The sequence below is a fragment of the Paenibacillus amylolyticus genome (genome assembly GCF_047302515.1).
Classification (GTDB): Bacteria; Bacillota; Bacilli; order Paenibacillales; family Paenibacillaceae; genus Paenibacillus; species Paenibacillus amylolyticus_G.
In genome coordinates, this window is record NZ_CP168019.1 from 1,539,560 (window position 1) to 1,563,573 (window position 24,014).

Sequence of the window (24,014 nt, forward strand, 5' to 3'; positions counted from 1 at the left end):
ATATGTGGTGGTTCAATGGACACAGGTAGATCGTGAAATGGCAATGCAAAGTGAGAATGTACTCACAACATTAAACAAACATGGCTACAAGGCATATTGGGTAGGTGGTTGTGTACGTGACGAATTGCTGGAACGAGTTGTAGATGATATGGATATCACTACTTCTGCTTCTCCTCAGCAAGTCATGGAACTGTTCGATGACTGCATTCCTACAGGTTTGCAACACGGTACGGTTACCGTGCGTTCAGGCGGTTATTACTTTGAAGTGACCACGTTTCGAACAGAATCCGAATATCAGGATAACCGCAGACCTGCTGCGGTTCAATTTGTTCAGGATATCAAGAAAGATCTACAGCGGCGTGACTTCACGATGAACGCTCTTGCTATGGACGTCACTGGGACAATCGTTGACCCGTTCGGTGGACAGGCAGATATCAAGGAAGAGCGAGTCAGATGTGTGGGTTCTGCGATGGAACGATTTGGTGAAGATGCACTGCGGATGCTCCGCTGTGTCCGGTTTGCTTCCGTATTTGATTTCAAAATTGCCCATAACACGTGGAAAGGTCTTGTAAGGCAGAAAGACCTGCTTCAACATATAGCGATGGAACGGGTACGCACCGAGATGGTAAAAATGATGTCGGGACCGCATCCTTTAAGAGGGTTGGAGCTGTTATACAGAAGTGATTCCCTTGCGCATATCAAAGCGCCGGTAAGCTCGACCCGATTTAACAAGATGTTGTTATCCAATCTGGAACAATTGTCAGGTCAGCATGTGTTGCTTCGTTGGTCACTCATCCTGATTGCTGGCGGTTATAGCAAGGATGAAGCAGATGTATTATTACGTCAGTGGACATTTTCCAATGAACATCGTTCTCGTATAACAGGGGTCCTCCAGGTGGAACAGTTGATTCATACTTTCGTTCAGGAGCCGAAGGATACGGTCAGTCTCCGTTCCGATTGGATCGTTACGGTTCTGGCTTGTGGCGTTCAGGCGGCGGATGATTGGCTTCGAATACAGTCTACACTGCCAGCAGGATGGCGGAATCAGTCCGAACAGGCAGAAATACAGGTTGTTTTGGTTCAAGAGCTTGCAGGCGAATGGAGTCAATCGATCCCTGTGCATGACTTGAAAGAGTTGGATATTACAGGGGAACAAGTGTTACAAATGGTGCAGCGCAAAGGCGGGCCTTGGCTGGGGCAACTAATGAAACATTTGTTACGAGAAACGGCGATTGGAACGATAGCGAATCAGCATGAAGCACTAAGTGCAGAAGTGAAGCGGGTGGTTCAAGATGACCAAACATGAAGATCTGTTACATATGTTATTAAATGCAGAAGGACGATTCGTATCGGGTGAAGAGATCAGCCGTAATCTGTCCATCAGTCGGACCGCTGTGTGGAAACATGTGAACAAGTTGCGAGACATGGGTTATGAGTTTGAAGCGGTATCCCGCAAAGGATACCGTCTGTTAACGAAGCCGGATAGCATTGACGCTACTGGGCTCCAATTGGCCCTGGATACAACCGTATTTGGCCGTAAGGCTGTTTTGTTGACCTCGACCCTGTCTACGCAAGGGGATGTTCTCAAGCTAGCTGAGCAAGGGCAGGCAGAAGGCGCTGTGGTCATTGCGGAAGAACAAACAGGAGGAAGAGGACGTTTCGGTCGACAGTGGTTCTCTCCTCCGGGTAAAGGAATCTGGATGAGTGTCCTGTTACGCCCTGATCTACCACTTCAGCATACGCCGCAGCTAACTTTATTAACAGGAGTGGCTGTATGTCGTGCCGTTCGAGCTTGTTCAGGAGCTGATGCGGGCATCAAATGGCCAAATGATGTGTTGATTGACGGACGCAAGGTATGTGGCATATTGCTTGAATCTACAGTGGAAGATCATGAAGTCAGATACTGTATTGCTGGTATAGGCGTTGACGTGAACTTTGATCCCGAGGATTATCCGGAAGATCTTACAACTATAGCTACTTCGCTCAAGATGGAGACGGGGCAATCCGTTGATCGCACCAAACTAACGGCTGCCATTTTGACGGAGCTTGAACAGTTGTATTTTTTGTATCAAAAAGAAGGATTTGGCGTGATCTCAGCTCTATGGGAGGCCCTGTCCGTATCGATGAATCGAGAGATTACAGTGACGAATCCTCATGGTGTCATTGAAGGGAAGGCAATCGGTCTTGACCCTTCTGGAGCACTTATCGTGGAGAAGCACGATGGAGAACATACACTAATCATCTCTGGTGAGATTTCCTGGAAATCATAAACAATTTGTCGAATTTTCACTGGTAAAATGAACATAAGACGTGAAGTTTGAGCAGAACTTTGGTATACTGTGTTCGTGAGGCGATATCGGCTAATGCAGACCGAATTGCACTCCCGTAACAGTAACCTTTGTTCTGCTTTGATGTGTTTTATACAAGCAGACCGCAGTGTAAGAATGAAGTACGTTTAAGTGAGTTGTTGGATTCTGCTCTGAGCCGAAGAGGACCGAGACAGAAGGGACGATCGCAAGTGACTCTTTTTTGACTTTTCGGGACTTTTTAGTGGAAAACTAAAAGGTTTTTTTGTTGCGTTTATTTGAAAAGAAGAAAGGAGCCATGAGAGAAAATGGCGAACAAACAAGCGTTGAATATTGTGAAAATGAAAAAATATAAGCAGGATGGCGTGCCGCTTACCATGATCACGGCTTACGATTATCCAACAGCGCTCCTAGCAGAGGAAGCAGGTATCGATCTGATCCTGGTGGGTGATTCACTCGGCAATGTAGTACTGGGTTATAATTCGACGCTTCCGGTGACCATCGATGACATGGTATACCACACACGTTCCGTAGTGCGCGGTGCTGAGAAGACATTTATTGTGGCTGATATGCCTTTTATGACGTATCATGGCAGCGTGGATGAGACGCTTAAGGGTGTCCGTCGACTGATGCAAGAGGGGCATGCCCATGCGGTTAAAATGGAAGGCGGAGTCGAGATAGCGGACACCGTCAGAGCAGTTGTGCAAGCAGGCGTGCCTGTTCTTGGACATATCGGACTGACACCTCAATCGGTTAATCAGATTGGTGGTTACCGCATTCAGGGCAAGGATGCAGCAGATGCGAAACGTCTGATGGACGAAGCCAAAGCCCTGGAAGCTGCAGGTGCGTTTGGCATTGTGCTTGAACTGGTTACGGAAGAAGTTGCACGGGCGATCTCGGAGGAACTGTCCATCCCTACCATCGGAATTGGAGCAGGACGAGGCTGTGATGGTCAGGTACTGGTATTCCACGATGTGGTTCAATACGCCTCTCCGTATACGCCCAAACGATTTGTCAAAACCTATGGAGATGTGGGTACATTAATCAGAACGAGCATCGAAGCTTACGTGAAAGATGTGAAAGATCGTTCGTTCCCGGCCGAAGAGCATGTATTCAATGCTGCGGATGGTGTTCTGGATCAACTGTATGGCGGACAACGCAAGGAAAAGGTGGGGAGTAACTCATGAAAGTATTACGGACAATCGCAGAGTTAAGACAGGAATTAAGCTTGAAGCGTCAAGCGATTCGGTCCAGTGCGTCCGTTGTAGGTCTGGTACCAACAATGGGTTTTCTTCATCAAGGTCATGCAAGTTTGATGCAGGCAGCCAGACAACAGAGCGATATCGTGGTATTAAGCATATTTGTTAATCCGATTCAATTTGGCCCTAATGAAGATTTTGACAGCTATCCGCGGGATGAAGCCAGAGATGTGGAAACAGCACGCTCACAAGGAGTGGATATCGTATTTATTCCCTCTGTTGAAGAGATGTATCCACAGGCAACACAAACGACGGTATCTGTCTCAAAACTGACGGAGCGCTTATGTGGCGCTTCCCGTCCGGGGCATTTTGACGGGGTAACAACTGTAGTCTCCAAGCTCTTCAACATCGTACAGCCACAGCGTGCATTTTTTGGTATGAAAGACGCTCAGCAGGTTGCGGTCATTCAACAGATGGTGAATGATTTGAATATGCCTGTAGAAATTGTACCCTGTCCGATTGTTCGCGAAGAGGATGGTCTTGCTCTCAGTTCACGTAATGTCTATCTTAGCGCAGAACAGCGTACACAGGCCTTGGTTCTGTCGAAGGCACTGCGTGCAGCTCAGGAAGCCGCAGATACAGGTGTAGCTACTACAGCCGCAGATATCCGTCGTATTCTGCGCGAGCACATTGCAACCTCACCGCTTGCCGTTATCGACTACGCCGAGATTCAGGCTTTTCCAAGTCTGGAGCCGCTCACAGATCAGGAAGAAGTTCAAGGCCGTGACGATCTGCTCATTGCACTTGCGGTGAAATTCGGAAAAACAAGATTGATTGACAATATAAGGTTGCAAAAATCGGAGGTACTGTCCCATGTTTAGAACACTGATGAAATCCAAAATTCACCGGGCTACGGTAACGGAAGCCAATTTGAACTATGTGGGTAGCATTACCATAGATGAAGATTTGATGGAAACATCCGACTTGATGGAAAACGAGAAAGTGCAAATTGTGAACAACAACAATGGTGCACGTCTGGAAACTTATGTGATTCCAGGACCACGCGGAAGCGGGGTCATATGTCTTAACGGCGCAGCTGCACGGCTGGTACAGCCTGGAGATAACGTCATTATCATTTCTTACGCCATGATGTCGCAAGAAGAGGCAAATACTCACAAACCAACCGTTGTATTTGTAGATGGACAGAATAAACCTGTACAAACGATGAAGCAGGAAGTCCACGCAACAATTATGTAATCGACTGGTAAGGAGAATGAAATCGGCCCTTGAAGCAAAAAATGAGTACAGGTCACTGCACTAATCCATTTTTTCAAGGGTGGGGATGCATCGATGTTCCAGCATGTTTTCGCAGAAATGAACGACATGTTAGATGAAATTATCAAGAGCTATCCTTCCGCTGAAGGCCTGAACAAACAGGAATTACTGCAAAAGTGGAATTTGCTTAAGCGGATGAGTGACGGAATGCTGGATGAATGGCTGATGTTTGAAGAAAAGATGAGCCAGGTGAGGGAGCGGGAGATGGATAAGCCTGCTTCCCTTGAACCGGAACAGGAAGCTGTTACCGCTCTGCCTGAACTCCATCTGGAATGTTTCAGTCGAGGTCAGGGGTATTTCAAATTACAGATGTATCCGCAGGCGATCATGCAGTTCTCCCGGGTTGTGACCGACCATCCGGAGAGTGCATTGACTCGTTTTTACCTGGCACTCGCGTATCTGAATCTGGAACAAATGGCGGAAGCCGGGACACATTTGCAGCAGATCATGTACCTTAAGGGTTCACCTCGCTTGAAAGGGCTTGTATGTAACGCCCTGGGCTGTATTCAAGCCAAGCTTGCGAATCCCGAAGCTGCATGTTCACTCTTTGCACAGGCCCTTCAGTATGACCCGACATTGACCGAGCCACTGTACAACATGGAAGCTTGCAGGTTGAACAGGGGAAAATTGCAATATGCTAATCAGCTGACGACCCTTCATTAAGCGGGAATTCGGCGACAAAAAAACGGTGTTCCCTCCTTTGGCATAGCGGCGGGGACACCGCTTTTTTGTCAGTTAATTTTCAAATCCTTTTTTTTTTGCTATGCTGTAACATAGACTGGAATGGAAGGGACCGTACATTGCAATGAAATTTGCCGTATTGGATTTCGAAACAACCGGCACGCAGTCCGACGGTGAGATTATACAGGCCGGACTTGCCATCATAGATCATGACTACAGCATAACTCAAATATATAGTTCTTATGTGAACCCTGGTGTACCGATTCCCCCGTTTATTTCGGGGTTGACGGGTATTACCGATGAAGATGTGGCGGACGCTCCTTCACTCGAAGAGATGATGATGGAGATGGTTCCGCTGCTTAATGATGTGGTGCTTGTTGGACACAACGTCGCTTTTGATTTTCACTTTTTGCAGAATGCTCTTGACCGTTGCGGTTATTTGCCGTTCACTGGCCGCATTCTGGACACGATTGATTTTCTGAAGATCACATTCCCATCACTGGGTTCTTATCAACTCGGTTATGTGTCTTCCGAATTTGGATTTCAACATGATCGCCCTCACCAGGCAGACAGTGATGCACTTGCGACAGCCTATGTGCTGCTCAAGTGTCTGGATGAGTTAAAGGAATTACCGCTCATAACGATTCAGCGCCTCAGTGACCTGTTTGCACCAGAAGACAGTGACTTGGGCTGGTTCTTGGACGGGATGCGCAGTGAGAAGGAAGCAGAGCCGATTCAGGATCTGGACGGACATACCTATTATCGTCAGCTTGCTCTTAATGTAAGTGATTGGACCGATATTGGTGCACCACGCGATGAGCGGGAGGCTAACCCTCTCGATGGTGTAAGCTTCGAACAGTTCATGGACCAGGTTCGGGAGAACCTGAAGGATACGCTGGATCATTACGAAGAGCGTGAAGCGCAGACTCAGATGTTCAGCAGTGTAAGGCAAGCCCTGGATGAAGAGAAACATCTCTTGATCGAAGCTGGAACGGGTACCGGTAAATCTCTAGGGTATCTGTTGCCTGCTATTTACGAAAGTGTGAAGCAAGAACAGAAAGTTATGGTCAGCACGCATACGATCAATCTGCAGGAGCAATTGAGAGAGCGAGACATTCCGATGCTGACCCAAGTGGTTCCATTCCCGTTTAAGGCTGCTGTATTCAAAGGACGTGGACATTACCTGTGCCTGCGCAAATTTGAACACAAAATCAATAAACGTGAATTCGCCACACCTAAAGAGGATTATTTCACAGCCGCTCAGATGATTGTCTGGCTTACGCAGACCGAAACCGGAGATGATGAGGAACTCAACCTTAGCGGACGCGGAGGGGACTTCTGGGAGACGGTACAGAGCGAATCTGAGTCTTGTCTGGGAAGATCATGTCCATGGTTCCGCAAATGTTTCTACCATCGTGCCAAACATGAGGCCGGGTTGTCTGATATCGTAATCACCAATCACTCCAAATTATTTACGGATGTGAAAGCCGCGCATCAGCTGCTGCCAGCTTATGAGAGTCTTGTGATCGATGAGGCACATCATCTGGAGGATGTCGCTGGTAAACATCTTGGAATGCATATGAAATATTTCACCTTGGTTCATACACTGACCCGCCTGTTTAAAGACAGTCGTAATGGTCAGCTGCCTATGCTTCGTTCGCAGTTATCCGGGCATGAAAATTCGGTGCAATGGGGCTCCATGGTGGATCAGATGTTCCCGCTCGCTCTTGAAGTTAAGGAGCTGTGGGATCGTATGAGCGATGCCTTGTTTGGTCTGTTGCCTGAACGAAGTGATGCTTCACCGGGAGAGACGGGGCAATTTTCACTGCGTCTGAAAGCATCTCAGAAACCTGCAAAATGGCAGGAGTTGCAGGATCTGGAGAACCAGATCTATGTGACTCTGGGTGATTTGGTTCGCAAAGGGGACAAATTGCTGCTTGAGGTGAAAGAGGATCAGGATGATTATCAATCGGACAGTCTGATCACGGACATTACAGGATTACTGAAAGATCTGACCACATTGAAGGAAAATCTACGTTTCTTCATGCGTATGGATGACGCCAAAACGGTGTACTGGATGGAAGCAAGCGGTCAGTTCCGCAGTAAATCTCTCCAGCTGTATGCCGTACCTGTAGATGTCAGTGCACAACTTAAGGATTTATTTTTTGACAAAAAGAAAAGTGTTGTGCTTACTTCGGCTACGCTCTCTGTAGATAAGTCATTCCAGTTCATGATTGAGCAGCTTGGCTTACAGGAAGCCTCTGAGAATAATCGGCTGTTAACGTCGATGTTGCCATCACCTTTCAATTATCGCGATCAGGCACTTCTGGTGATTCCGCGTGATTTCCCAAGTGTGAAGGGAAGTGTGGGAGATGCGCACTTTGTTAATATGCTGGTGCAATCACTCGCAGAGACGGCAATTGCTACGCGTGGACGCATGATGGTTCTGTTTACTTCATACAAGATGTTGCGACAGGTCTATGATCCGCTGAAGGAGGCGCTGTCTGGCAACGACATCTCGTTGCTTGGTCAAGGCGTTGATAGTGGAAGTCGTTCCAAATTGACTCGCAGGTTTCAAGATGCCAAAGCAACGGTACTTCTGGGCACAAGCAGCTTCTGGGAGGGTGTAGATATCCCGGGAGAGGCGCTAACCTGTCTCGCTATTGTGCGACTGCCTTTCCAGCCACCGAATCATCCGTTGGTGGAAGCCAAGAGTGAGTTGCTTCAGGAACAGAAGAAAAATCCGTTCATGAAACTGTCCGTGCCACAAGCGGTCATTCGTTTCAAACAGGGATTTGGCCGATTGGTGCGTACAGCAAAGGACAGAGGAATTGTCATTGTTTATGATACACGGGTGATTGAAGCGTATTATGGTAAATTCTTTTTATATTCATTACCTGGTCCCAAAATGGAACATATGCTCACGGAGCAGATGGTTCCACGAATTACCGAGTGGTTGGAAAAACCTGCTAATGAACAAAAATAATGGTTGTTTTGTTCGTTATATCATTGCATGACACTATCGTTTGGCGTTAAACTTTATTAGATATTTCCGTATCCGATTAAAGCAGTTGGACGTAAGAACTTATAACCTAAATTACAAGGAGCATTCTGTATAAAATGTCACGTTTATCTTTGAGTTTTATACAGAATGCTCATCTTTTCATCTATTATTTTATCGTGGCCTTGGTAAGGGGGAGCAAGAATGAAATCGGATAAAATTTCGGAAGCGGTGGTACGACGTCTGCCTGTATACTTGCGTTATTTGAACGAGTTGCATCAGCGTGAGGTGGCTACTGTTTCTTCTCAAGAGCTTGGACAGAGGCTGGATCTGAATCCGGCCCAAATTCGTAAAGACCTGGCTTACTTCGGTGATTTTGGTCGTAAAGGGATCGGGTATGATGTATCCTATTTGATCGAGAAAATTCGTCACATTCTCAAAATCGATCAGCAAATTAATGTAGCTCTGGTAGGCGCGGGTAATCTCGGACAGGCCTTGTCCAACTACAACGCATATCTGAAAGACAACATGAAGATTGTTGCTGTATTTGATGCATATGGACCAAAGATTGGTAGTCAAATCAACAGTTTGACGGTAAAACCAATGGATGAATTGACGGAAGCGGTTAAAATGGAAAACATTCGCATCGGAATTATCACGGTTCCGGATACGGAAGCCCAAAATGTAGCCGATCAGCTTATTGAATCAGGAATTGAAGCGATCCTTAATTTTGCACCAACCATTCTAAAAACACCGCCGCATATCCGCATTCACCATGCTGACTTTACAACAGATCTGCTTAGTTTGGCCTATTACTTGGAGACTGGAAAGGACGACGAGGAAGATGACAACAAATAGATGGGTAATTCACAACGGCAAATTTGCCGTTAATGAAGGCGGCACAACATGGAACGTGGTCCAAGGATACATGGTTGTTGAGAATGATAAGATTGTGCATATTGGTGAGACATTGCCGGATGAAGACAAAAATTGTACCAAAGTGGATGGAAAAGGACTGTTCTTCCTGCCGGGTCTGATCAATACGCATGGTCATGCAGCGATGTCGTTGCTCAGAGGGCACGGAGACGATCTTGCATTGCAAGTATGGTTGCAGGAAAAAATGTGGCCGATGGAAGCGAAAATGACTTCAGAAGACGTATATTGGGGAACTTCGCTATCGGTGCTTGAAATGTTGAAAGGCGGAACTACAGCATTCCTGGACATGTACGATCACATGGATCAAGTTGCCAAAGTTGTGGAGCAATCCGGCGTTAGAGCAGCACTGGCACGTGGTGTAATCGGGTTGTGCTCGGAGGAAGAACAATTGCGGAAGCTGGAGGAGTCGGCTGCGTTTGCGCGTGAGTGGAATGGACAGGCAGATGGTCGCATTACAACCGTAATCTCGCCACATGCACCATATACATGCCCTCCTGACTACATAGAGAAGCTTGTGCAGGTCGCGAACGACCTAAACCTTCCCCTTCATACACATATGTCGGAAACGCTTCGTGAAGTCGAGCAGAACGTGGCTGATTATGGACTGCGTCCTGTGGCACATCTGGAGAAACTGGGCTTTTTCTCTCGTCCATCCCTGGTTGCACATGCGGTGCATCTGAATGACGAAGAGATTGATATTCTGGCCCGTCATGATGTGGCTGTATCCCATAACCCGGGAAGTAACCTGAAACTCGCTTCCGGTGTTGCGCGGGTACCTGCGTTGCTGAAAGCAGGAGTTACCGTGTCACTCGGAACAGACGGACCGGCAAGCAACAACAACTTGGATATGTTCGAGGAAATGAGACTGGCTGCATTGATCCACAAAGGTGTATCCGGTGACCCGACGGCAGTGCCAGCAGGCGAAGCGTTATTACTCGGAACGTCATACGGTGCCAAATCTATCTTCTTGAACAATACCGGAGCACTCCAGGTCGGCATGAAGGCTGACTTTATTGCCTTGGACATTGAACAGGCACATTTCTATCCACATACAGACCTGATCTCACATACGATCTACTCGGCTTCTGCCAAAGATGTTGAGCACGTATGGGTGGATGGAAAACAAGTGGTGAAACATGGCGAATGTCTGACGCTGGATGAAGAACGCATTTTGCGTGAGTCTCAATTGGCATTTGATGGTCTGCTTGCTCGTTAATTGCAGGACAGCATCATAGGGAAAGGAAGTTCGGCTTTTGAAGAAAAAAAAGAAGTGGATATGGATTTCGCTGCTTGCACTGGTTCTGATTCTGTTTGGACTTCAGCGTTATTACGTCCATGTCACGCAGGACCAACGCAAGGAAGAAGCGCTCGCCATACAAGCAGCACAGGAGCAACTGGGCATTACATCCTATGATGAATTGCGTAAGTACATCTGGGGAGACAAAGAAGGCTCTGACAACATCTACTGGACCCTGATCGGCAAAAATAAGGATACCCAGGATGTTATGGTCTGGGTTAAATTCGATGCAAACAATCAACCGGCTAAGGGTGCAAACGCTGTACACAGTGAGCTACTGCAAAATGGCATGTCCGAAGCGCAGATACGCAATCGCTTCAGTTCTGAAGTTCCTGCCGGTGAGATTAAACGAATCATGCCCGGAGTTGTGAATGGAATATATGTGTGGCAAGTGTACTATAAAGACGGTACGCATAACCACTATCGCTTTTATCGTTTTAGCAATGGAGAACAGGTGGACCTTGTCTACACACTCCCGAACAGCTAGAACAAGATAGAGTGACATAGCTAGAGAATTAAAGAAATAAAAGAACCGGCAGACGGATATCCGACTGAACCGGTTCTTTGTGTTGTCTGTAAACATTTTTGATTTAAATAGTTAAAATTAATAATTTATTCATATTTTCGCCTTCGAAATTGTATATACGATGTGATATACTCAGATATGTACTCAAAGTTACATTCAAAACAAATAATCCTGTCGAAATTCTCGCAGGAGTCAATATGCACATATTCGTATATACCAATAAGCCAGTAGGTTAGGCCGAAATCTGGGAGGGGTAATTCACTTGAAGCTAAAAGTATTGCCTATTGCTTTAACTGCCGTCATTTCAGCCGTTGTGTTGTTTGGAGGTTGGTTTGTATATCGTCAGGTGGCCGTGCAGAATCCGATTGAAAAGATGGTTACCCAGTATGATGGAGTCAATGACGTTCAATTAACTATTAACCGCAATGAGGTACAATTGAAACTGGATCTGCAACCTGATGTTGATTTGGGCAGACTGGTACAATATATTCACAAAGAAGGACAGACCCTGATTGGAACACGTTCACTAAAGTTGGATGTTGTGGATCATTCAAGTGAAGCACTGGAAAGTTGGTGGGGTGATGCGATGTTCACCGTAGCTCAAGCGATGGAGAACAAGCAATACACCGAGATTACACCAACGTTGTCAAAGATGGCGACGAATGGAATTAAGGTAAATACAGCGATGGATGACAACAATGTATATGTCAGTCTCAGAGACGGAGATGCCAGCAAGTTTATTATTCTGCCGCGTGTGCCCGGTCAGATAGGAGTGTGGCCTAATGCCTAAGTGGACAAAAGAAGTTGCCATCGGATTTTTTCCCGTATTGATTATTTTCCTTGCTTTTACTGGTGTTAATATTGTTCCGATTCTGATTGCAGGGGTGCTTGTCGGAGCTTTATTGTTCATGATGCAAATGCGTGGCGGGATTACAGTAGGCGCTGCACAGGAACGTAAACGGAAGAAAAAAGGACCTTCCAAGCTTACTTTTGAAGAAATTGGAGGTCAGGACAGTGCCAAGCAGGAATTGCGTGAAGCGCTTGACTTTCTCATCAAACATGAAGAAATCCGGAAGTTCGGGATTCGTCCGTTAAAAGGGATCTTGCTGACGGGCCCTCCAGGGACAGGGAAAACGTTGATGGCCAAGGCTGCTGCCCATTACACCGATTCTGTTTTCGTAGCAGCATCCGGTAGTGAATTTGTGGAAATGTATGTTGGTGTAGGTGCCAGCAGAATTCGGGATTTGTTCAAGGACGCGAGAACCCGTGCCACCAAGGAAAATAAGGAAAACGCAATTATCTTTATCGATGAAATTGATGTCATCGGTGGTAAACGTGAAGGTGGTCAACAGCGTGAATATGATCAGACCCTGAATCAGCTCCTGACGGAAATGGATGGAATCTATACTTCTGATACGCCAAGAATTCTGGTTATCGCTGCAACAAACCGCAAAGAGATGCTGGATAGCGCCCTGACGCGCCCGGGACGTTTTGACCGCCACATTCAAGTGGACTTGCCTGACAAAAAGGGCAGAAAGCATATTCTGGAACTGCATGCGGTGAACAAACCTCTGATGAAGGAAGTTAATCTGGAGAAGACAGCGGAAGAATCATATGGTTTCTCCGGTGCACAGCTCGAAAGTGTGATGAACGAAGCAGCAATATACGCCATGAGAGACGGGCTGTTAAACATCGAGCAGCGGCATCTGTCCCTGGCTATTGATAAAGTCATGATGGGTGAGAAGACAGACCGTGAGTCCAGTGTGGAAGAGAAGAAAAGGGTCGCCATTCATGAATTGGGACATGCCATTATGGCTGAACTCGTTCGTCCAGGCAGTGTAAGTCAGGTAGCACTCAGTCCCCGTGGACAGGCGCTGGGATATGTACGTCATAACCCGCAACAGGAACAGTTCCTCTATACGAAGCGCTTCCTGGAAGAGCAGATTATGATTGCACTCGGAGGAGCAGCTGCGGAGGAAATGTACTACGGTGGTCGTTCCACAGGTTCACGCAATGACTTTGATCAGGCAACCAATGTTGTACAGACGATGATGGCTTCGGGATTGACTTCACTTGGGATTGTGAACATGGATATGGTCACAACCGAGGAACTGATGCGAGAGAATAAATTAATTCTGCAAGAACTGATGGAACAGACAAAGCAGTTGCTTGAAGAACAACGGACAATTTTCGACAATTCACTCGACATCTTGATTCGTGAGGAAGTTTTGTCTGGCGAGCAATTTCGTTGTCAATTTCGTGACAGTGCCCTTCTACCAGCATAATTTATTTATGCTGGTTATTTTTTTTTACATTTCACTCGTGCTAAGATATTATTATATGTTGGGTCGAAATTTGTAATTTTCGGCGAACAGGGTACAATAGAGAAATAGAGAACCGAAAGGATGGAGCAGAACCATGTTTTTCAAAAAAATAGGAGTTGTCGGCGGCGGTACGATGGGACAAGGTATTTCCCAGATGCTCGCAGCCAAAGGACTTGATGTGCTTCTCGTGGAGCATACAACACAAAAGCTGGATCATGCATATGACATGATCGAAACCAATCTGGATAAACAACTTGAGAAATGGGCGATTACAAAAGCGGAGAAGAAATTGATTCTTTCCCGTATTACCAAGGTAGCTCATTTAGCTGAACTTGGAACTTGCGACATGGTCATTGAGACAATTTCAGAGGATCTGGATGCGAAAAAAGCAGTATTCAGCCAACTGGACCAAGTTTGTCCAAGCAATGTCATTCTTGCAAGTAATACATCCACGCTGAGTTTGACCGAGCTTGCAAGCTCGACCAAATACCCAGAGCGTGTTATTGGTATGCACTTTATTCACCCGGTATCCCGGGTTGATCTTGTAGAGATTATTCGTGGACTGAAAACTTCGGATACAACATTCGAAGAGACCAGACGTTTTGTTGAAGAAGTAGCGGACAAAAAAGGAGTCATGATCTATGAATCACCTGGATTCGTAACCTCCCGCTTGATCTGCCTGCTAATTAACGAAGCGTTGCATGTATTGCAAGAAGGTGTTGCATCTGCTGAAGATATCGATGATGCAATGCGTATCGGATACAACTTCCAACATGGACCACTCGAAATGGCTGACCGTTTCGGATTGGATTCTGTTGAAGCTGCACTCGAAAGAATGTTCCGTGAATTCGGAGAATTGAAATATCGTCCTTCTACAGTCCTGAAGAAAATGGTGCGTGCAGGACACTTAGGTGCCAAAACAGGCGAAGGATTCTTCAAGTACGACAAGGATGGTGACCGACTGTGAAAGTACTCGTAATTAATGCGGGGAGTTCCTCGCTCAAATATCAACTGTATAATATGACTGACGAATCTGTACTGGCTAAAGGTTTGGTAGAACGGATCGGAATGGATTCCTCCATCCTGACACACAAACCGACAGGCCGTGAGGATGTTACAGAAGTTAGTGAGATTCTGGAGCATACAACAGCGATCCGTAAAGTCATTGATATTTTGACTCACAAAGAAAATGGTGTACTGGATTCTGTAAGTGAAATTCAAGCTGTTGGACACCGTGTTGTTCACGGTGGTGAAGCATTTAAAGAATCTGCATTGGTAGATGATGCTGCCAAAGCTGAAATTCGTCGTTTGTTCGACTTGGCTCCACTTCATAACCCTGCAGCAATGATGGGTATTCGTGCGGCTGAATTAAATATGCCTGGTGTGCCACAGGTTATGGTCTTTGATACAGCGTTCCATCAGACAATGCCTGAAAAAGCTTACCTGTATGCCATTCCGCGTGTACTTTACAAAAAATATAAAGTACGTCGCTACGGCGCACATGGTACTTCCCATGATTTCGTAAGCAAGGCAGCTGCTGAATATCTGGATCGTCCAGTGGAAGATCTGAAAATTATCACTTGTCACGTCGGTAACGGTGGTAGTGTAACAGCAGTTAAAGGTGGCGTATCCGTGGATACTTCGATGGGTATGACACCGCTTGAAGGACTGATGATGGGAACGCGTTCTGGTGACCTTGACCCAGCCATCGTACCTTATGTGATGAACAAGGAAGAACTGAGCGTAAGCGAAGTGAACTCCATGTTGAACAAACACAGTGGATTGCTTGCGATCTCCGGAATCAGCAGTGACATGCGTGAGATTACGGAAGGTATGGAGAATGGCGATGCCAACTCCACGCTTGCTTTTGAAATGTACGAATACCGTCTGCGTAAATACATCGGCTCATATGCAGCTGCAATGAACGGTGTAGACGTGATTGTCTTTACGGCTGGTGTAGGTGAGAACTCTGTTGTACTTCGCCAAAAAGTATGTGAGCAGCTCACTTATCTGGGTGTTGAACTGGATGAAGCGCTGAATGCCATTCGTTCTGGCGAACCACGCCGGATCACAACAGCGAATTCCAAAGTGGAAGTTCTCGTTGTGCCAACTAACGAAGAATTGGTAATTGCACGTGATACACACCGAATCGTATTGAATTCTCAGTAATCTAACTGTAAAGTAAATATAGAATGACAAGGAAGTGCAGGGGACAGGCATAAGCCTGCCCGCTGCATTTTCAAATTCAGGAACCAAGGGGAGATATGGGCATGAATACGAATTGTGTAATTCGTAATGTGAACGAGCATGTGGGCGAAACCGTAACAATCGGTGCCTGGATTAACAACAAACGTTCCAGCGGTAAAATTCAGTTTTTGCAGCTGCGTGATGGAACCGGATATATCCAAGGGGTTGTTGTGAAAAGTGAAGTTAGTGAAGAGATCTGGAACAATGCCAAGAGCCTGACTCAAGAAAGCTCTTTGTATGTTACAGGTATTATTCGTGAAGAACCTCGCAGTGCGTCCGGTTACGAGATGACGGTTACAGGGGTTGAGATCATTCACCTGACTGAAAACTATCCAATTACGCCTAAAGAGCATGGTGTTGATTTCTTGATGGACCATCGTCATCTGTGGCTTCGTTCTACGAAGCAACGTGCTGTTATGGTGATTCGGGCAGAGATTATTCGCGCTGTTCAGCAGTTCTTTGATGGTAACGGATTCACACAAGTTGATCCTCCGATTTTGACACCATCGTCTGCGGAAGGAACAACGAACCTGTTCCACATCAAATACTTTGATGAAGATGCTTATCTGACACAAAGTGGTCAATTGTATATGGAAGCCGCAGCTATGGCGCTAGGCAAAGTATATTCATTTGGTCCAACATTCCGCGCAGAGAAGTCCAAAACACGTCGTCACTTGATTGAGTTCTGGATGATTGAGCCGGAAATGGCATTTGTAGATCACGAGGAAAGTCTGCGCGTACAAGAGAAATTTATCGCTCATGTCGTTCAATCCGTGGTTAAAAACTGCCGTGCAGAACTGGAATCTATCGGTCGTGATGTATCCAAACTCGAAGGCATCGTAGCTCCATTCCCGCGTATTACGTATGATGAAGCGATTGAATTCCTGCATGGACAAGGCTTTGATATTCCTTGGGGAGAAGACTTTGGTGCACCGCACGAAACAGCAATTGCTGAGAAGTACAATACACCTGTCTTTATCACGCATTACCCTGCTGGAATCAAGGCATTCTATATGAAACCAGATCCGAATCGTCCTGAAGTTGTTCTCTGTGCTGATATGATTGCACCAGAAGGCTACGGAGAGATTATTGGCGGTTCGCAGCGTATCGATGATCCGGAATTGATGCAACAGCGTTTTGAGGAGCACAATCTCTCGGATGAAGCTTACCAATGGTATCTGGATTTGCGTAAATACGGATCGGTTCCTCACTCCGGTTTCGGTCTGGGATTGGAGCGGACGGTAGCATGGATCTGTGGATTGGATCATGTACGTGAAACAATCGCATTCCCACGTATGCTCTATCGTCTGTACCCTTAATGCTTAACCGAGGAGCGTCTATGGAAGACACCACATCCAAAGCTTGGTTGGATGGAGCAGCTTATGGCATGACATCGGGTACAGCTCATCTGCCGTATGCCTTGTTACGTTTTTATCACCAGCTTGGTCTATCAGATGCAGAAGTGCTTCTTCTGATTCAACTGCTAGGGTTCCGTCAGGCAGAGTTCAATGAGTTTCCCACGCTTGAAGAGCTTGCGACGCGCATGGGACTTGCACCTGAAGGCATTGCCAGAATGTTGCAACGTCTGATGAGGGATGGGTATATTGCAATTGACGAGCACCGTGACGAAGAACGGGACATCCAGTACGAGCGATATGACTTACATGGATTATATGCCAAGCTTGCAGCGTGCACTGCTGAAGAAGTAGCCGCATTCCGTGCGGAGCAGCAGAGTATCAATACAGCACGTCAAGATTCGAACAGTGTTCAAAAAGAAGAGGAAGAACGGAACATGTTCTCCATCTTTGAAAAAGAATTTGGACGTCCGCTCTCTCCAATGGAGTGCGAGACGATATCCGGCTGGTTGGATCAGGACCGTTATCAAGAGGAATTGATTCTAATGGCTCTGAAGGAAGCGGTTTTTGCAGGCAAAGTACATTTCAGGTATATCGATCGAATTCTGCTTGAGTGGAGTCGCAATCGTGTCAAGACCGTTCAAGACGCGAAGGCGTACACGCAGCGGTTTCGTAATGGTGGACGTTAATTCAAGTGTAGGCAGGGACAAGAAACAGGCCAGAAGTCATTCTGTGCCTGTTTTTTTTGGATTAAAGATTGGATGAGTGATCAGCAACATCAACCTTTCAGGCAATGAATTCATTTTGTTTTACAAAAATTTGATAGATCACGCAGGGGTTAACGCACAAGCTGTCGTCTATTGTATTGGAGAGGAGGGGAGAGTTATTGATGAAGCGCGCGTAATCGAACAAATCCGTCAAGGAGATACATCCCAGATGCGTACTCTGATTGATAAGTATAGCCAGCATGTATACCATGTGGCCTATTCCGTACTCAGGAACGATCAGGAAGCACAGGATGCAGCTCAGGAGGCGTTCATACAGATGTATAAGTCTCTCCCCGACTACCGTTCTGAAGGTTTCAAAACGTGGTTAACCCGAATTGCCTTTCACAAAGCGATTGATGCCAAACGCAAGCTGGGCAGACGAACTGCTGAGGATCTGGGTGGAGAAGAAAAAATAATCAATATGCCCGGACGGGATGAAGACGTTCTTACCCGTCTCGTTCGTGAAGAACGTCAGGATAAACTTCGCGAACGAATTAATCAGTTGCCTGCTCAGCATCGTGACATTATCACTGCGTATTATCTAAGCGAAAAAAATTATGAGCAGATTGCCAGTGATGCACAGGTGGCTGTGAAGACTGTGGAATCCCGCTTGTATCGTGCCCGGCAGTGGATTCGAAAACATTGGAAGGAGGATGAATGGCGTGAGTAAACAGGAGAAGTATACCGCTGGCCAATGGACTGATTATATTGAAGGCCATATGAGTGAAACTCAAGCGAACCAAATGGAACAGCTTCTGCTGGAAGACCCGGATGCGATGGACATCTATCTGGAAGCGCTTGGTATCCATGGAGAACTGCCTCCGTTGCCTGACCCGACAGGGTTTGCGGATTCAGTCATGCATCGGATTGAGGGTATTCAACCAACCAAATCACAACGAAAACCCCGCGCTGGACGAAACCGACGCTGGCTTGAACATAAAGTGTTTCATTATGCGGTAGCAGCCTGTTTGACATTGATCTTCCTCTCGTCTGGACTTTTTGACAAGGTAGCACCATATCACAAGTTCCAGGATGGCGACCACAGAGGGTCTTTTACCGAGAAATGGACGGAGGCAGCCACTTCATGGCTGGATAACCTCAAGCCTAAACCATAAATAGTTTCGCATTGCCTGAAAAGAAAGGATGACGACTGTGCACTCAGATCGTAACAAATTACTCGCATTTCTATTAAACTTGATACCCGGTCTTGGTTTTATGTATTGGGGACGGCCTACCAGAGCTGTGGTCTATCCATTACTCTTTTTTGGAACAGGCATTGGCTTCATCATGTTGGCGTTGTTGACTGATCAAAAGGAATTGATGATTGTCGGGTTCCTGGGAGCCATATTCTTCTGGTGTATCAGCATGCTGGATATGATTATCGTTCTACTCCGTGCCCCTTCATTGCACGAAGTTCAGTACCAAGGTTATGGGACACATTACGGTGGTCTCCATCAAGGCGCCGCTTACCAGAAAGCATATGCTGGCCAGGAAGAGCCTCTCGGACAGATGGATCAGGAGGAGCCACATCAGGATCATGGTGGAGTGTATGGTGTGCCCGAGGGGCCCTATGGTCAACCCATGTACCGAAAAGGCAGTGAGGGTGAACGGTTCTTCACCATTTTGCTCTCATTTGTTCCGGGATTGGGCCACCTTCATCTGGGATTGTTGCATCGCGGTTTGTCGTTCTTGATGGCGTTCTTTGGTTCATTTGCCATGATGGTTTTTGTAGCTTCGATCACCAATGAATCGGTATTTTTGATGTTCCTACTCATACTGCCTGTAATATGGGTATACTGCATGTTTGATGCGGTGCAGCATGTCCACCGTAAGCAGGCTGGTGAGATATTGCAGGATCGGACATTATTCGAAGAATTGGAGATGGGCAGAGTAGCCGGACGACGTAGCAAAGTGCTTGCAACGCTGCTATCCGCTTTTCCAGGTGCAGGTCATCTCTATCTGGGATTGCAGAAAAGAGGCATGCAATTGATGTTCCTGTTCCTGGGCAGCATCTATGTTCTGGACCTGCTTCACTTATCGGTGTTTCTGTTCATGATTCCGTTGATCTGGTTCTACAGCTTCTTTGACGGGCTCCAGTGCTCCAGTCGTTATGGACGCGAACCATTGGTTGATCAACCAATCTTCAAGGACTGGGCCCGCCATCAGCGTCTGATTGGATTCGGGATTGCCGCGCTGGGTCTATATTACCTGACGATCCGTCTTGTCATTCCACAGCTGAATGAGCTCTTCCCTAATGCATTTATGACGTATGAGATACGTTCCTATTTAAACACCGTCATCGTATCCTTGCTGCTCATTTTTGGCGGTTTGAAACTGCTGTTTGGCAAGCAACGGGGGACGGGTATCCAAAGTGCTGCTCATCAAAATGATGAGGGAGCAGACAGTCTCTTTTTATTCAAGGATCGGGATGATCGACTGTAATTTACGATCCAAGTTGAATTAAAGATTATTTACACTGACACTACGATGACAGAGCAACCTTCTAATCGCTGTTATCCTACAACATAAAAACACGCCAAGGACTATGTATATCAGCCTCTGGCGTGTTTTTGGTTGTGCAGCTTTGATTTCGAATAAATGATTGCTATTTCGTGGCACCCTTCAGCAGAAGTTGACGGTACATCACTTCGAACAGGAACTCGAACGCTTCCAGATGACGTTTCGCTTCAAAAGCATCCTTGCCCCACGCATATATACCGTGGTTACGTAGCAAGATCCCTGGTACGTTGGCATCAAGTACACCTGGCACCAATTCAGCGATAGATGGAATATCTGCAAAGTTAGGCAGGACGGGTACACGAATCTCCGCATTTTCTTCCCAAATGTTGAAAGCTTTGATCAATTCGATTCCTTGAATCGGTACGTGTCCATCTGCTCCAAAGAATTCACTGATTAGGTTGTTAAACACGGTATGCACGTGGAATACAGCACCACAACCCGTCAAGCGATAGATTTCGCAGTGAATCAACGTTTCAGCACTTGGTTTCAACGTTGTTGTTTCAATTGCTTTGCCATGCTTGTCTACAAAAAGGAAGTCTTCCGGTGTGCGAAGAGATTTGTCTTTGCCTGAGGCGGTAACCGCAAAATAAAATTGCTCCGGGTCAAAGTCTCCTACACGCATCGACAGATTGCCGCTTGTTCCAGGGAACCAGTTACGACTGGCGAACAACGCTTTAATATCAGCCAGTTCTTCAAGGACCTGACGTTTGTGTTCCAATGTAATCTTTTCAAAGCCCATCGTTTACAGCACTCCTTGTGTTTGCTTCTGTTTCATATCTTCGATGATATCGTAAAAGGTAGCGAATGGCACATGGTCCACACCAAGTTCAATACACTTATCCGTCAAAATGGAGCGGGAGTAGACGAGATCAGCGATCTTTGCACCCTCAAAATCTGTCAGACTGTCTCCAATAAGAATTCGATTATATTGATCTTCCGGGAAGGTACGAATCACGGTTGTTTTACACATGCCGCAGCCGTTCTCACAAGGAGGCTGGCAGGGATTCGGCCATTCAATCTGAATGGTTTCACCCGAGAAGTCAGCTCCGTTGCAATAGACATGATCCTGCGGGATATGAAATGGTGCGAGTAACGGTTCGATAAAGAAGTCCATACCACCGCTGGTCACATTGAATTCGATCCCTTCGCTGCGAACGTAGTCAAGGAACTCGCTGAATCCTTCACGGATCCCCGCTTGTCCAAGCACAAATTCCACAATTTCATCTTTCCGTGATGCAGGCAACAGAGCAAACATGGCTCCAACTCCTTCACGCAGCGAGATTTTTTGCTCAATCGTATCTTTCATAATCGCTTCAATGCCCTCAGGCTTGAAATGTTTCATGATTGCGACAATATTGTCCGAGAGAGTAATCGTACCGTCAAAGTCACAGAAAATGACTGTTTTTTTATCACTTCTCATCGTTCGCCACCCCACAGGTCCAATGCACTTTTCAGCTCCGGATGCTCGGTTGCATATTGCGCGAGTGGAATGGAACGCTGAGCTGCCTCAATGGCTTGCAGGAATGCACGTCCGCCTGCCTCAGTGCCCATAGGATGTCCATGAATACCGCCACCAGCATTAACGATAACATCTGTACCAAAGTCGCGCAAAATGAGCGGTACAAGGCCTGGATGGATACCGGCTGAAGGCACTGGCATACTGGTTCGTACTGGCAGATCAGCTGTCAGTAATTGCTCCGTGATCGCCATATTTTCTTCCTTCGGCATCGTAACCGAACCATAAGGAGAAGGGAAGAGCACCAGATCGGCACCCGCAAGACGCATCAACTGGCCTAGTACAACCGAAGCGGACATGCCGTAATGTGGTGAAGGATACAGTGCACCTGCAAGAGCAGGGTGAGCCATAATTGGCACATTGATGTCAGGATTACTGCTGAGTTCATGCAGCACATCATATCCGTAAGACAATACGTTGAATAGCAGGGCGTTGGCTCCTGCACCAATAGCGCGTTCAGCTTGCTCTTTCAGACGAGATGTAGGTCCTGTAAGATTGGTTGCATACAGAAGTTTCTTGCCGGTCTCCTGACGTGCCTGTTCGGCAGCTTTCATGCAGACCTCGACTCTTTTTTCGATAGGTGTCAATTTATTCTCAAACAGAATCTCATCGTCCTTGATCAGATCAACGCCACCAAGAGCCTGACGAATAAATTGTTCACGCAGTTCATCTGCATCCAGTCCGATAACTGACTTAAAGATACTCATTAACAGTGGACGATCATGCACACCAAGCAGATCACGAACACCATTCAGTCCAAACTTTGGACCCGGGAATGCACTGAGGAAGCCATCCGAGAAACCAAGCTTTGTTAATTTGATCCGGCCATCCATTGAGATTTTGCCAAAGACCGTCACGAGCAGGGCAGGGATATCACGGCTGAAGTTAACATCAGGATATCCGATGGTAATATCGGCGTAACGCTCACCCGCAGCTATTCCTTCCGCTTCATTTACTTCTATGCTGATTACTTCACCCAGATGTTTCTGCATCGCTTCACGCTGGGCTTGCGGCAACTCAGTCCAGCTACCCACGGTCATGCCAATCGCGATGGACTGAGCCTTCTTGCGAAAGTCTGCATGGTCATCATGCAGACGATATGTGGCTGTGCACATGTTATTCATTTTAAATCCCCTTCCAAAGCAGCTCCCATCTCCCGTGAGCGCTCTGCACAGCGGTTGACGGCTGCGATTACATTTTCAAAGAAATCTCCTTCGTCCAGCGTCTTCAGTGCTGCTTGCGTTGCCCCTCCTGGGGATGTCACATCACTACGAAGCTTCATCGGTTCCAAACCGGTTTGTTGTACCATACGTGACGCGCCCAGCACCGTCTGAACAGTGAGATCACGAGATTGCTGGCTGGATAAACCACCACGAATACCTGCGGCAATCATGGCCTCCATTAAATAGTATACATAAGCAGGGCCGCTTCCGGAAATCCCTGTGAGTACTTCGAGTTTATCTTCAGGCACGATGGTCACGATACCAACCGCTTCAAACATGGTCATCACCGTACTACGCTGTTCATCCGTAATTTCCGCAGAGAAGGCAAGCCCGGTTGCACCGAGTCCAATGGTACTGGATGTATTCGGCATGGTTCTTGCGATGGGCTGTTTACGACCGAGCAAGGACTGCATTGTACGGATCGATAAACCAGCAATGACAGACACGATCAGTTGATCCGGTGATAACAGCGGACCCAGTTCGCGCAGCGCTGCGGCAGCATCTTTGGGTTTCATACAGAGTACAATGACCGGAGTGGAGGCAAGATGATCCAAGGAATGCGAGGCAGTTCCGGTATGTACAGCATAACGGGTGCTGAGCTCCTCCTGACGTTTCTGGTTGCTGCGGTTCAGCATCGTAATATCCTGAGGACGAACGACTAGGCGGGAGATCAGTCCGCGCACGATGGCTTCAGCCATCGCGCCTGCTCCGTGGAAAGTAATCTTCTGTTGTAGTAACGTCTGTTGCTCTTGACTCATATTTATCGTTCCTCCTATATAAC

General features: G+C 46.8%; 23 protein-coding genes. 19 read left to right on the forward strand and 4 right to left on the reverse strand.

All coding sequences use genetic code 11. The annotated features are described in order from the left end of the window. The first annotated feature begins 7 nt into the window (after positions 1–7). From ACDJ59_RS06885 to ACDJ59_RS06975, 19 genes are all read left to right on the forward strand, one after another. On the forward strand, positions 8–1,306 hold the full coding sequence (locus tag ACDJ59_RS06885) for a CCA tRNA nucleotidyltransferase (protein WP_413408044.1): 1,299 nt from the start codon (positions 8–10) through the stop codon (positions 1,304–1,306). Next, positions 1,293–2,270 (forward strand): biotin--[acetyl-CoA-carboxylase] ligase, encoded by a 978-nt coding sequence (locus ACDJ59_RS06890; RefSeq protein WP_413408045.1) that lies wholly within the window; start codon positions 1,293–1,295, stop codon positions 2,268–2,270. The genes ACDJ59_RS06885 and ACDJ59_RS06890 overlap by 14 nt, the downstream gene beginning before the upstream one ends. A gap of 344 nt (positions 2,271–2,614) precedes the next feature. Then, positions 2,615–3,493: a 3-methyl-2-oxobutanoate hydroxymethyltransferase gene (panB, locus tag ACDJ59_RS06895; RefSeq protein WP_100527241.1), complete on the forward strand. Its 879-nt coding sequence runs from the start codon at positions 2,615–2,617 to the stop codon at positions 3,491–3,493. After that, a complete protein-coding gene (panC, locus tag ACDJ59_RS06900) occupies positions 3,490–4,386 on the forward strand; it encodes a pantoate--beta-alanine ligase (protein ID WP_413408046.1) in 897 nt (298 codons plus the stop codon). The genes panB and panC overlap by 4 nt, the downstream gene beginning before the upstream one ends. Beyond that, positions 4,379–4,762 (forward strand): aspartate 1-decarboxylase, encoded by a 384-nt coding sequence (panD, locus tag ACDJ59_RS06905; protein WP_017687742.1) that lies wholly within the window; start codon positions 4,379–4,381, stop codon positions 4,760–4,762. Before panC ends, panD begins: the two co-directional genes overlap by 8 nt. Before the next feature lie 117 nt (positions 4,763–4,879). Beyond that, positions 4,880–5,503 (forward strand): tetratricopeptide repeat protein, encoded by a 624-nt coding sequence (locus tag ACDJ59_RS06910; RefSeq protein ID WP_313771433.1) that lies wholly within the window; start codon positions 4,880–4,882, stop codon positions 5,501–5,503. Between the two features lie 142 nt (positions 5,504–5,645). Beyond that, on the forward strand, positions 5,646–8,507 hold the full coding sequence (dinG, locus tag ACDJ59_RS06915) for an ATP-dependent DNA helicase DinG (protein ID WP_340029071.1): 2,862 nt from the start codon (positions 5,646–5,648) through the stop codon (positions 8,505–8,507). Positions 8,508–8,726: 219 nt separating this feature from the next. Beyond that, positions 8,727–9,380 (forward strand): redox-sensing transcriptional repressor Rex, encoded by a 654-nt coding sequence (locus ACDJ59_RS06920; protein ID WP_076317448.1) that lies wholly within the window; start codon positions 8,727–8,729, stop codon positions 9,378–9,380. After that, positions 9,367–10,674, forward strand: coding sequence for an amidohydrolase (locus ACDJ59_RS06925; RefSeq protein WP_413408047.1), 1,308 nt, complete (start codon positions 9,367–9,369; stop codon positions 10,672–10,674). The genes ACDJ59_RS06920 and ACDJ59_RS06925 overlap by 14 nt, the downstream gene beginning before the upstream one ends. A 37-nt stretch (positions 10,675–10,711) precedes the next feature. Continuing rightward, positions 10,712–11,242: a hypothetical protein gene (locus ACDJ59_RS06930; RefSeq protein ID WP_413408048.1), complete on the forward strand. Its 531-nt coding sequence runs from the start codon at positions 10,712–10,714 to the stop codon at positions 11,240–11,242. Between the two features lie 301 nt (positions 11,243–11,543). Further along, positions 11,544–12,071 (forward strand): hypothetical protein, encoded by a 528-nt coding sequence (locus ACDJ59_RS06935; protein WP_413408049.1) that lies wholly within the window; start codon positions 11,544–11,546, stop codon positions 12,069–12,071. Continuing rightward, the gene (locus ACDJ59_RS06940) at positions 12,064–13,566 is read left to right on the forward strand and encodes an AAA family ATPase (protein ID WP_413408050.1); all 1,503 of its coding nucleotides are present in this window, start codon (positions 12,064–12,066) and stop codon (positions 13,564–13,566) included. The genes ACDJ59_RS06935 and ACDJ59_RS06940 overlap by 8 nt, the downstream gene beginning before the upstream one ends. A gap of 133 nt (positions 13,567–13,699) precedes the next feature. Continuing rightward, complete coding sequence (locus ACDJ59_RS06945) at positions 13,700–14,572, forward strand: 3-hydroxyacyl-CoA dehydrogenase family protein (protein ID WP_017687750.1); 873 nt, start codon at positions 13,700–13,702, stop codon at positions 14,570–14,572. Beyond that, positions 14,569–15,774: an acetate/propionate family kinase gene (locus ACDJ59_RS06950; RefSeq protein ID WP_036671987.1), complete on the forward strand. Its 1,206-nt coding sequence runs from the start codon at positions 14,569–14,571 to the stop codon at positions 15,772–15,774. Before ACDJ59_RS06945 ends, ACDJ59_RS06950 begins: the two co-directional genes overlap by 4 nt. Positions 15,775–15,875: 101 nt before the next feature. Beyond that, positions 15,876–17,171 carry an asparagine--tRNA ligase gene (gene asnS / locus ACDJ59_RS06955; protein ID WP_017687752.1) on the forward strand — a complete coding sequence of 432 codons (1,296 nt, stop codon included), beginning with the start codon at positions 15,876–15,878 and terminating at the stop codon, positions 17,169–17,171. Between the two features lie 20 nt (positions 17,172–17,191). Continuing rightward, on the forward strand, positions 17,192–17,896 hold the full coding sequence (locus ACDJ59_RS06960; RefSeq protein WP_413408051.1) for a DnaD domain protein: 705 nt from the start codon (positions 17,192–17,194) through the stop codon (positions 17,894–17,896). A 247-nt stretch (positions 17,897–18,143) separates the two neighbouring features. Then, positions 18,144–18,644: an RNA polymerase sigma factor gene (locus ACDJ59_RS06965; protein WP_152416945.1), complete on the forward strand. Its 501-nt coding sequence runs from the start codon at positions 18,144–18,146 to the stop codon at positions 18,642–18,644. Beyond that, a complete protein-coding gene (locus tag ACDJ59_RS06970) occupies positions 18,637–19,089 on the forward strand; it encodes a hypothetical protein (RefSeq protein WP_413408052.1) in 453 nt (150 codons plus the stop codon). Before ACDJ59_RS06965 ends, ACDJ59_RS06970 begins: the two co-directional genes overlap by 8 nt. A gap of 28 nt (positions 19,090–19,117) precedes the next feature. After that, positions 19,118–20,416, forward strand: a complete 1,299-nt coding sequence (locus ACDJ59_RS06975; protein WP_413408053.1) for a multi-tm2 domain protein — start codon at positions 19,118–19,120, stop codon at positions 20,414–20,416. Positions 20,417–20,579: 163 nt separating this feature from the next. Here the strand turns inward: ACDJ59_RS06975 and ACDJ59_RS06980 are convergent, their stop codons facing one another. The 4 genes from ACDJ59_RS06980 to proC are packed head-to-tail and all read right to left on the reverse strand — an operon-like array spanning position 20,580 to position 23,991. Continuing rightward, entirely contained in the window at positions 20,580–21,233 is a 654-nt protein-coding gene (locus ACDJ59_RS06980; RefSeq protein ID WP_036607600.1) for a methylthioribulose 1-phosphate dehydratase, read from the reverse strand. Positions 21,234–21,236: 3 nt separating this feature from the next. Then, the gene (locus ACDJ59_RS06985; RefSeq protein WP_413408054.1) at positions 21,237–21,914 is read right to left on the reverse strand and encodes a 2-hydroxy-3-keto-5-methylthiopentenyl-1-phosphate phosphatase; all 678 of its coding nucleotides are present in this window, start codon (positions 21,912–21,914) and stop codon (positions 21,237–21,239) included. After that, on the reverse strand, positions 21,911–23,134 hold the full coding sequence (locus tag ACDJ59_RS06990) for a 2,3-diketo-5-methylthiopentyl-1-phosphate enolase (RefSeq protein WP_413408055.1): 1,224 nt from the start codon (positions 23,132–23,134) through the stop codon (positions 21,911–21,913). Before ACDJ59_RS06990 ends, ACDJ59_RS06985 begins: the two co-directional genes overlap by 4 nt. Next, positions 23,131–23,991, reverse strand: a complete 861-nt coding sequence (gene proC / locus ACDJ59_RS06995; protein WP_413408056.1) for a pyrroline-5-carboxylate reductase — start codon at positions 23,989–23,991, stop codon at positions 23,131–23,133. Before proC ends, ACDJ59_RS06990 begins: the two co-directional genes overlap by 4 nt. Between the last annotated feature and the right edge of the window lie 23 nt (positions 23,992–24,014).

What these genes read in the sequence shown, in the direction of transcription:
- panD (WP_017687742.1), top strand. Translation starts at nt 4,379, where the DNA reads ATGTTTAGAACACTGATGAAATCCAAAATTCACCGGGCTACGGTAACG.
- panC (WP_413408046.1), top strand. Translation starts at nt 3,490, where the DNA reads ATGAAAGTATTACGGACAATCGCAGAGTTAAGACAGGAATTAAGCTTG.
- ACDJ59_RS06890 (WP_413408045.1), top strand. Translation starts at nt 1,293, where the DNA reads ATGACCAAACATGAAGATCTGTTACATATGTTATTAAATGCAGAAGGA.
- asnS (WP_017687752.1), top strand. Translation starts at nt 15,876, where the DNA reads ATGAATACGAATTGTGTAATTCGTAATGTGAACGAGCATGTGGGCGAA.
- ACDJ59_RS06985 (WP_413408054.1), bottom strand. Translation starts at nt 21,914, where the DNA reads ATGAGAAGTGATAAAAAAACAGTCATTTTCTGTGACTTTGACGGTACG.
- ACDJ59_RS06990 (WP_413408055.1), bottom strand. Translation starts at nt 23,134, where the DNA reads ATGAATAACATGTGCACAGCCACATATCGTCTGCATGATGACCATGCA.
- ACDJ59_RS06910 (WP_313771433.1), top strand. Translation starts at nt 4,880, where the DNA reads ATGAACGACATGTTAGATGAAATTATCAAGAGCTATCCTTCCGCTGAA.
- ACDJ59_RS06980 (WP_036607600.1), bottom strand. Translation starts at nt 21,233, where the DNA reads ATGGGCTTTGAAAAGATTACATTGGAACACAAACGTCAGGTCCTTGAA.
- dinG (WP_340029071.1), top strand. Translation starts at nt 5,646, where the DNA reads ATGAAATTTGCCGTATTGGATTTCGAAACAACCGGCACGCAGTCCGAC.
- ACDJ59_RS06975 (WP_413408053.1), top strand. Translation starts at nt 19,118, where the DNA reads ATGACGACTGTGCACTCAGATCGTAACAAATTACTCGCATTTCTATTA.
- ACDJ59_RS06965 (WP_152416945.1), top strand. Translation starts at nt 18,144, where the DNA reads ATGCGTACTCTGATTGATAAGTATAGCCAGCATGTATACCATGTGGCC.
- ACDJ59_RS06960 (WP_413408051.1), top strand. Translation starts at nt 17,192, where the DNA reads ATGGAAGACACCACATCCAAAGCTTGGTTGGATGGAGCAGCTTATGGC.
- panB (WP_100527241.1), top strand. Translation starts at nt 2,615, where the DNA reads ATGGCGAACAAACAAGCGTTGAATATTGTGAAAATGAAAAAATATAAG.
- ACDJ59_RS06945 (WP_017687750.1), top strand. Translation starts at nt 13,700, where the DNA reads ATGTTTTTCAAAAAAATAGGAGTTGTCGGCGGCGGTACGATGGGACAA.
- ACDJ59_RS06925 (WP_413408047.1), top strand. Translation starts at nt 9,367, where the DNA reads ATGACAACAAATAGATGGGTAATTCACAACGGCAAATTTGCCGTTAAT.
- ACDJ59_RS06920 (WP_076317448.1), top strand. Translation starts at nt 8,727, where the DNA reads ATGAAATCGGATAAAATTTCGGAAGCGGTGGTACGACGTCTGCCTGTA.
- proC (WP_413408056.1), bottom strand. Translation starts at nt 23,991, where the DNA reads ATGAGTCAAGAGCAACAGACGTTACTACAACAGAAGATTACTTTCCAC.
- ACDJ59_RS06940 (WP_413408050.1), top strand. Translation starts at nt 12,064, where the DNA reads ATGCCTAAGTGGACAAAAGAAGTTGCCATCGGATTTTTTCCCGTATTG.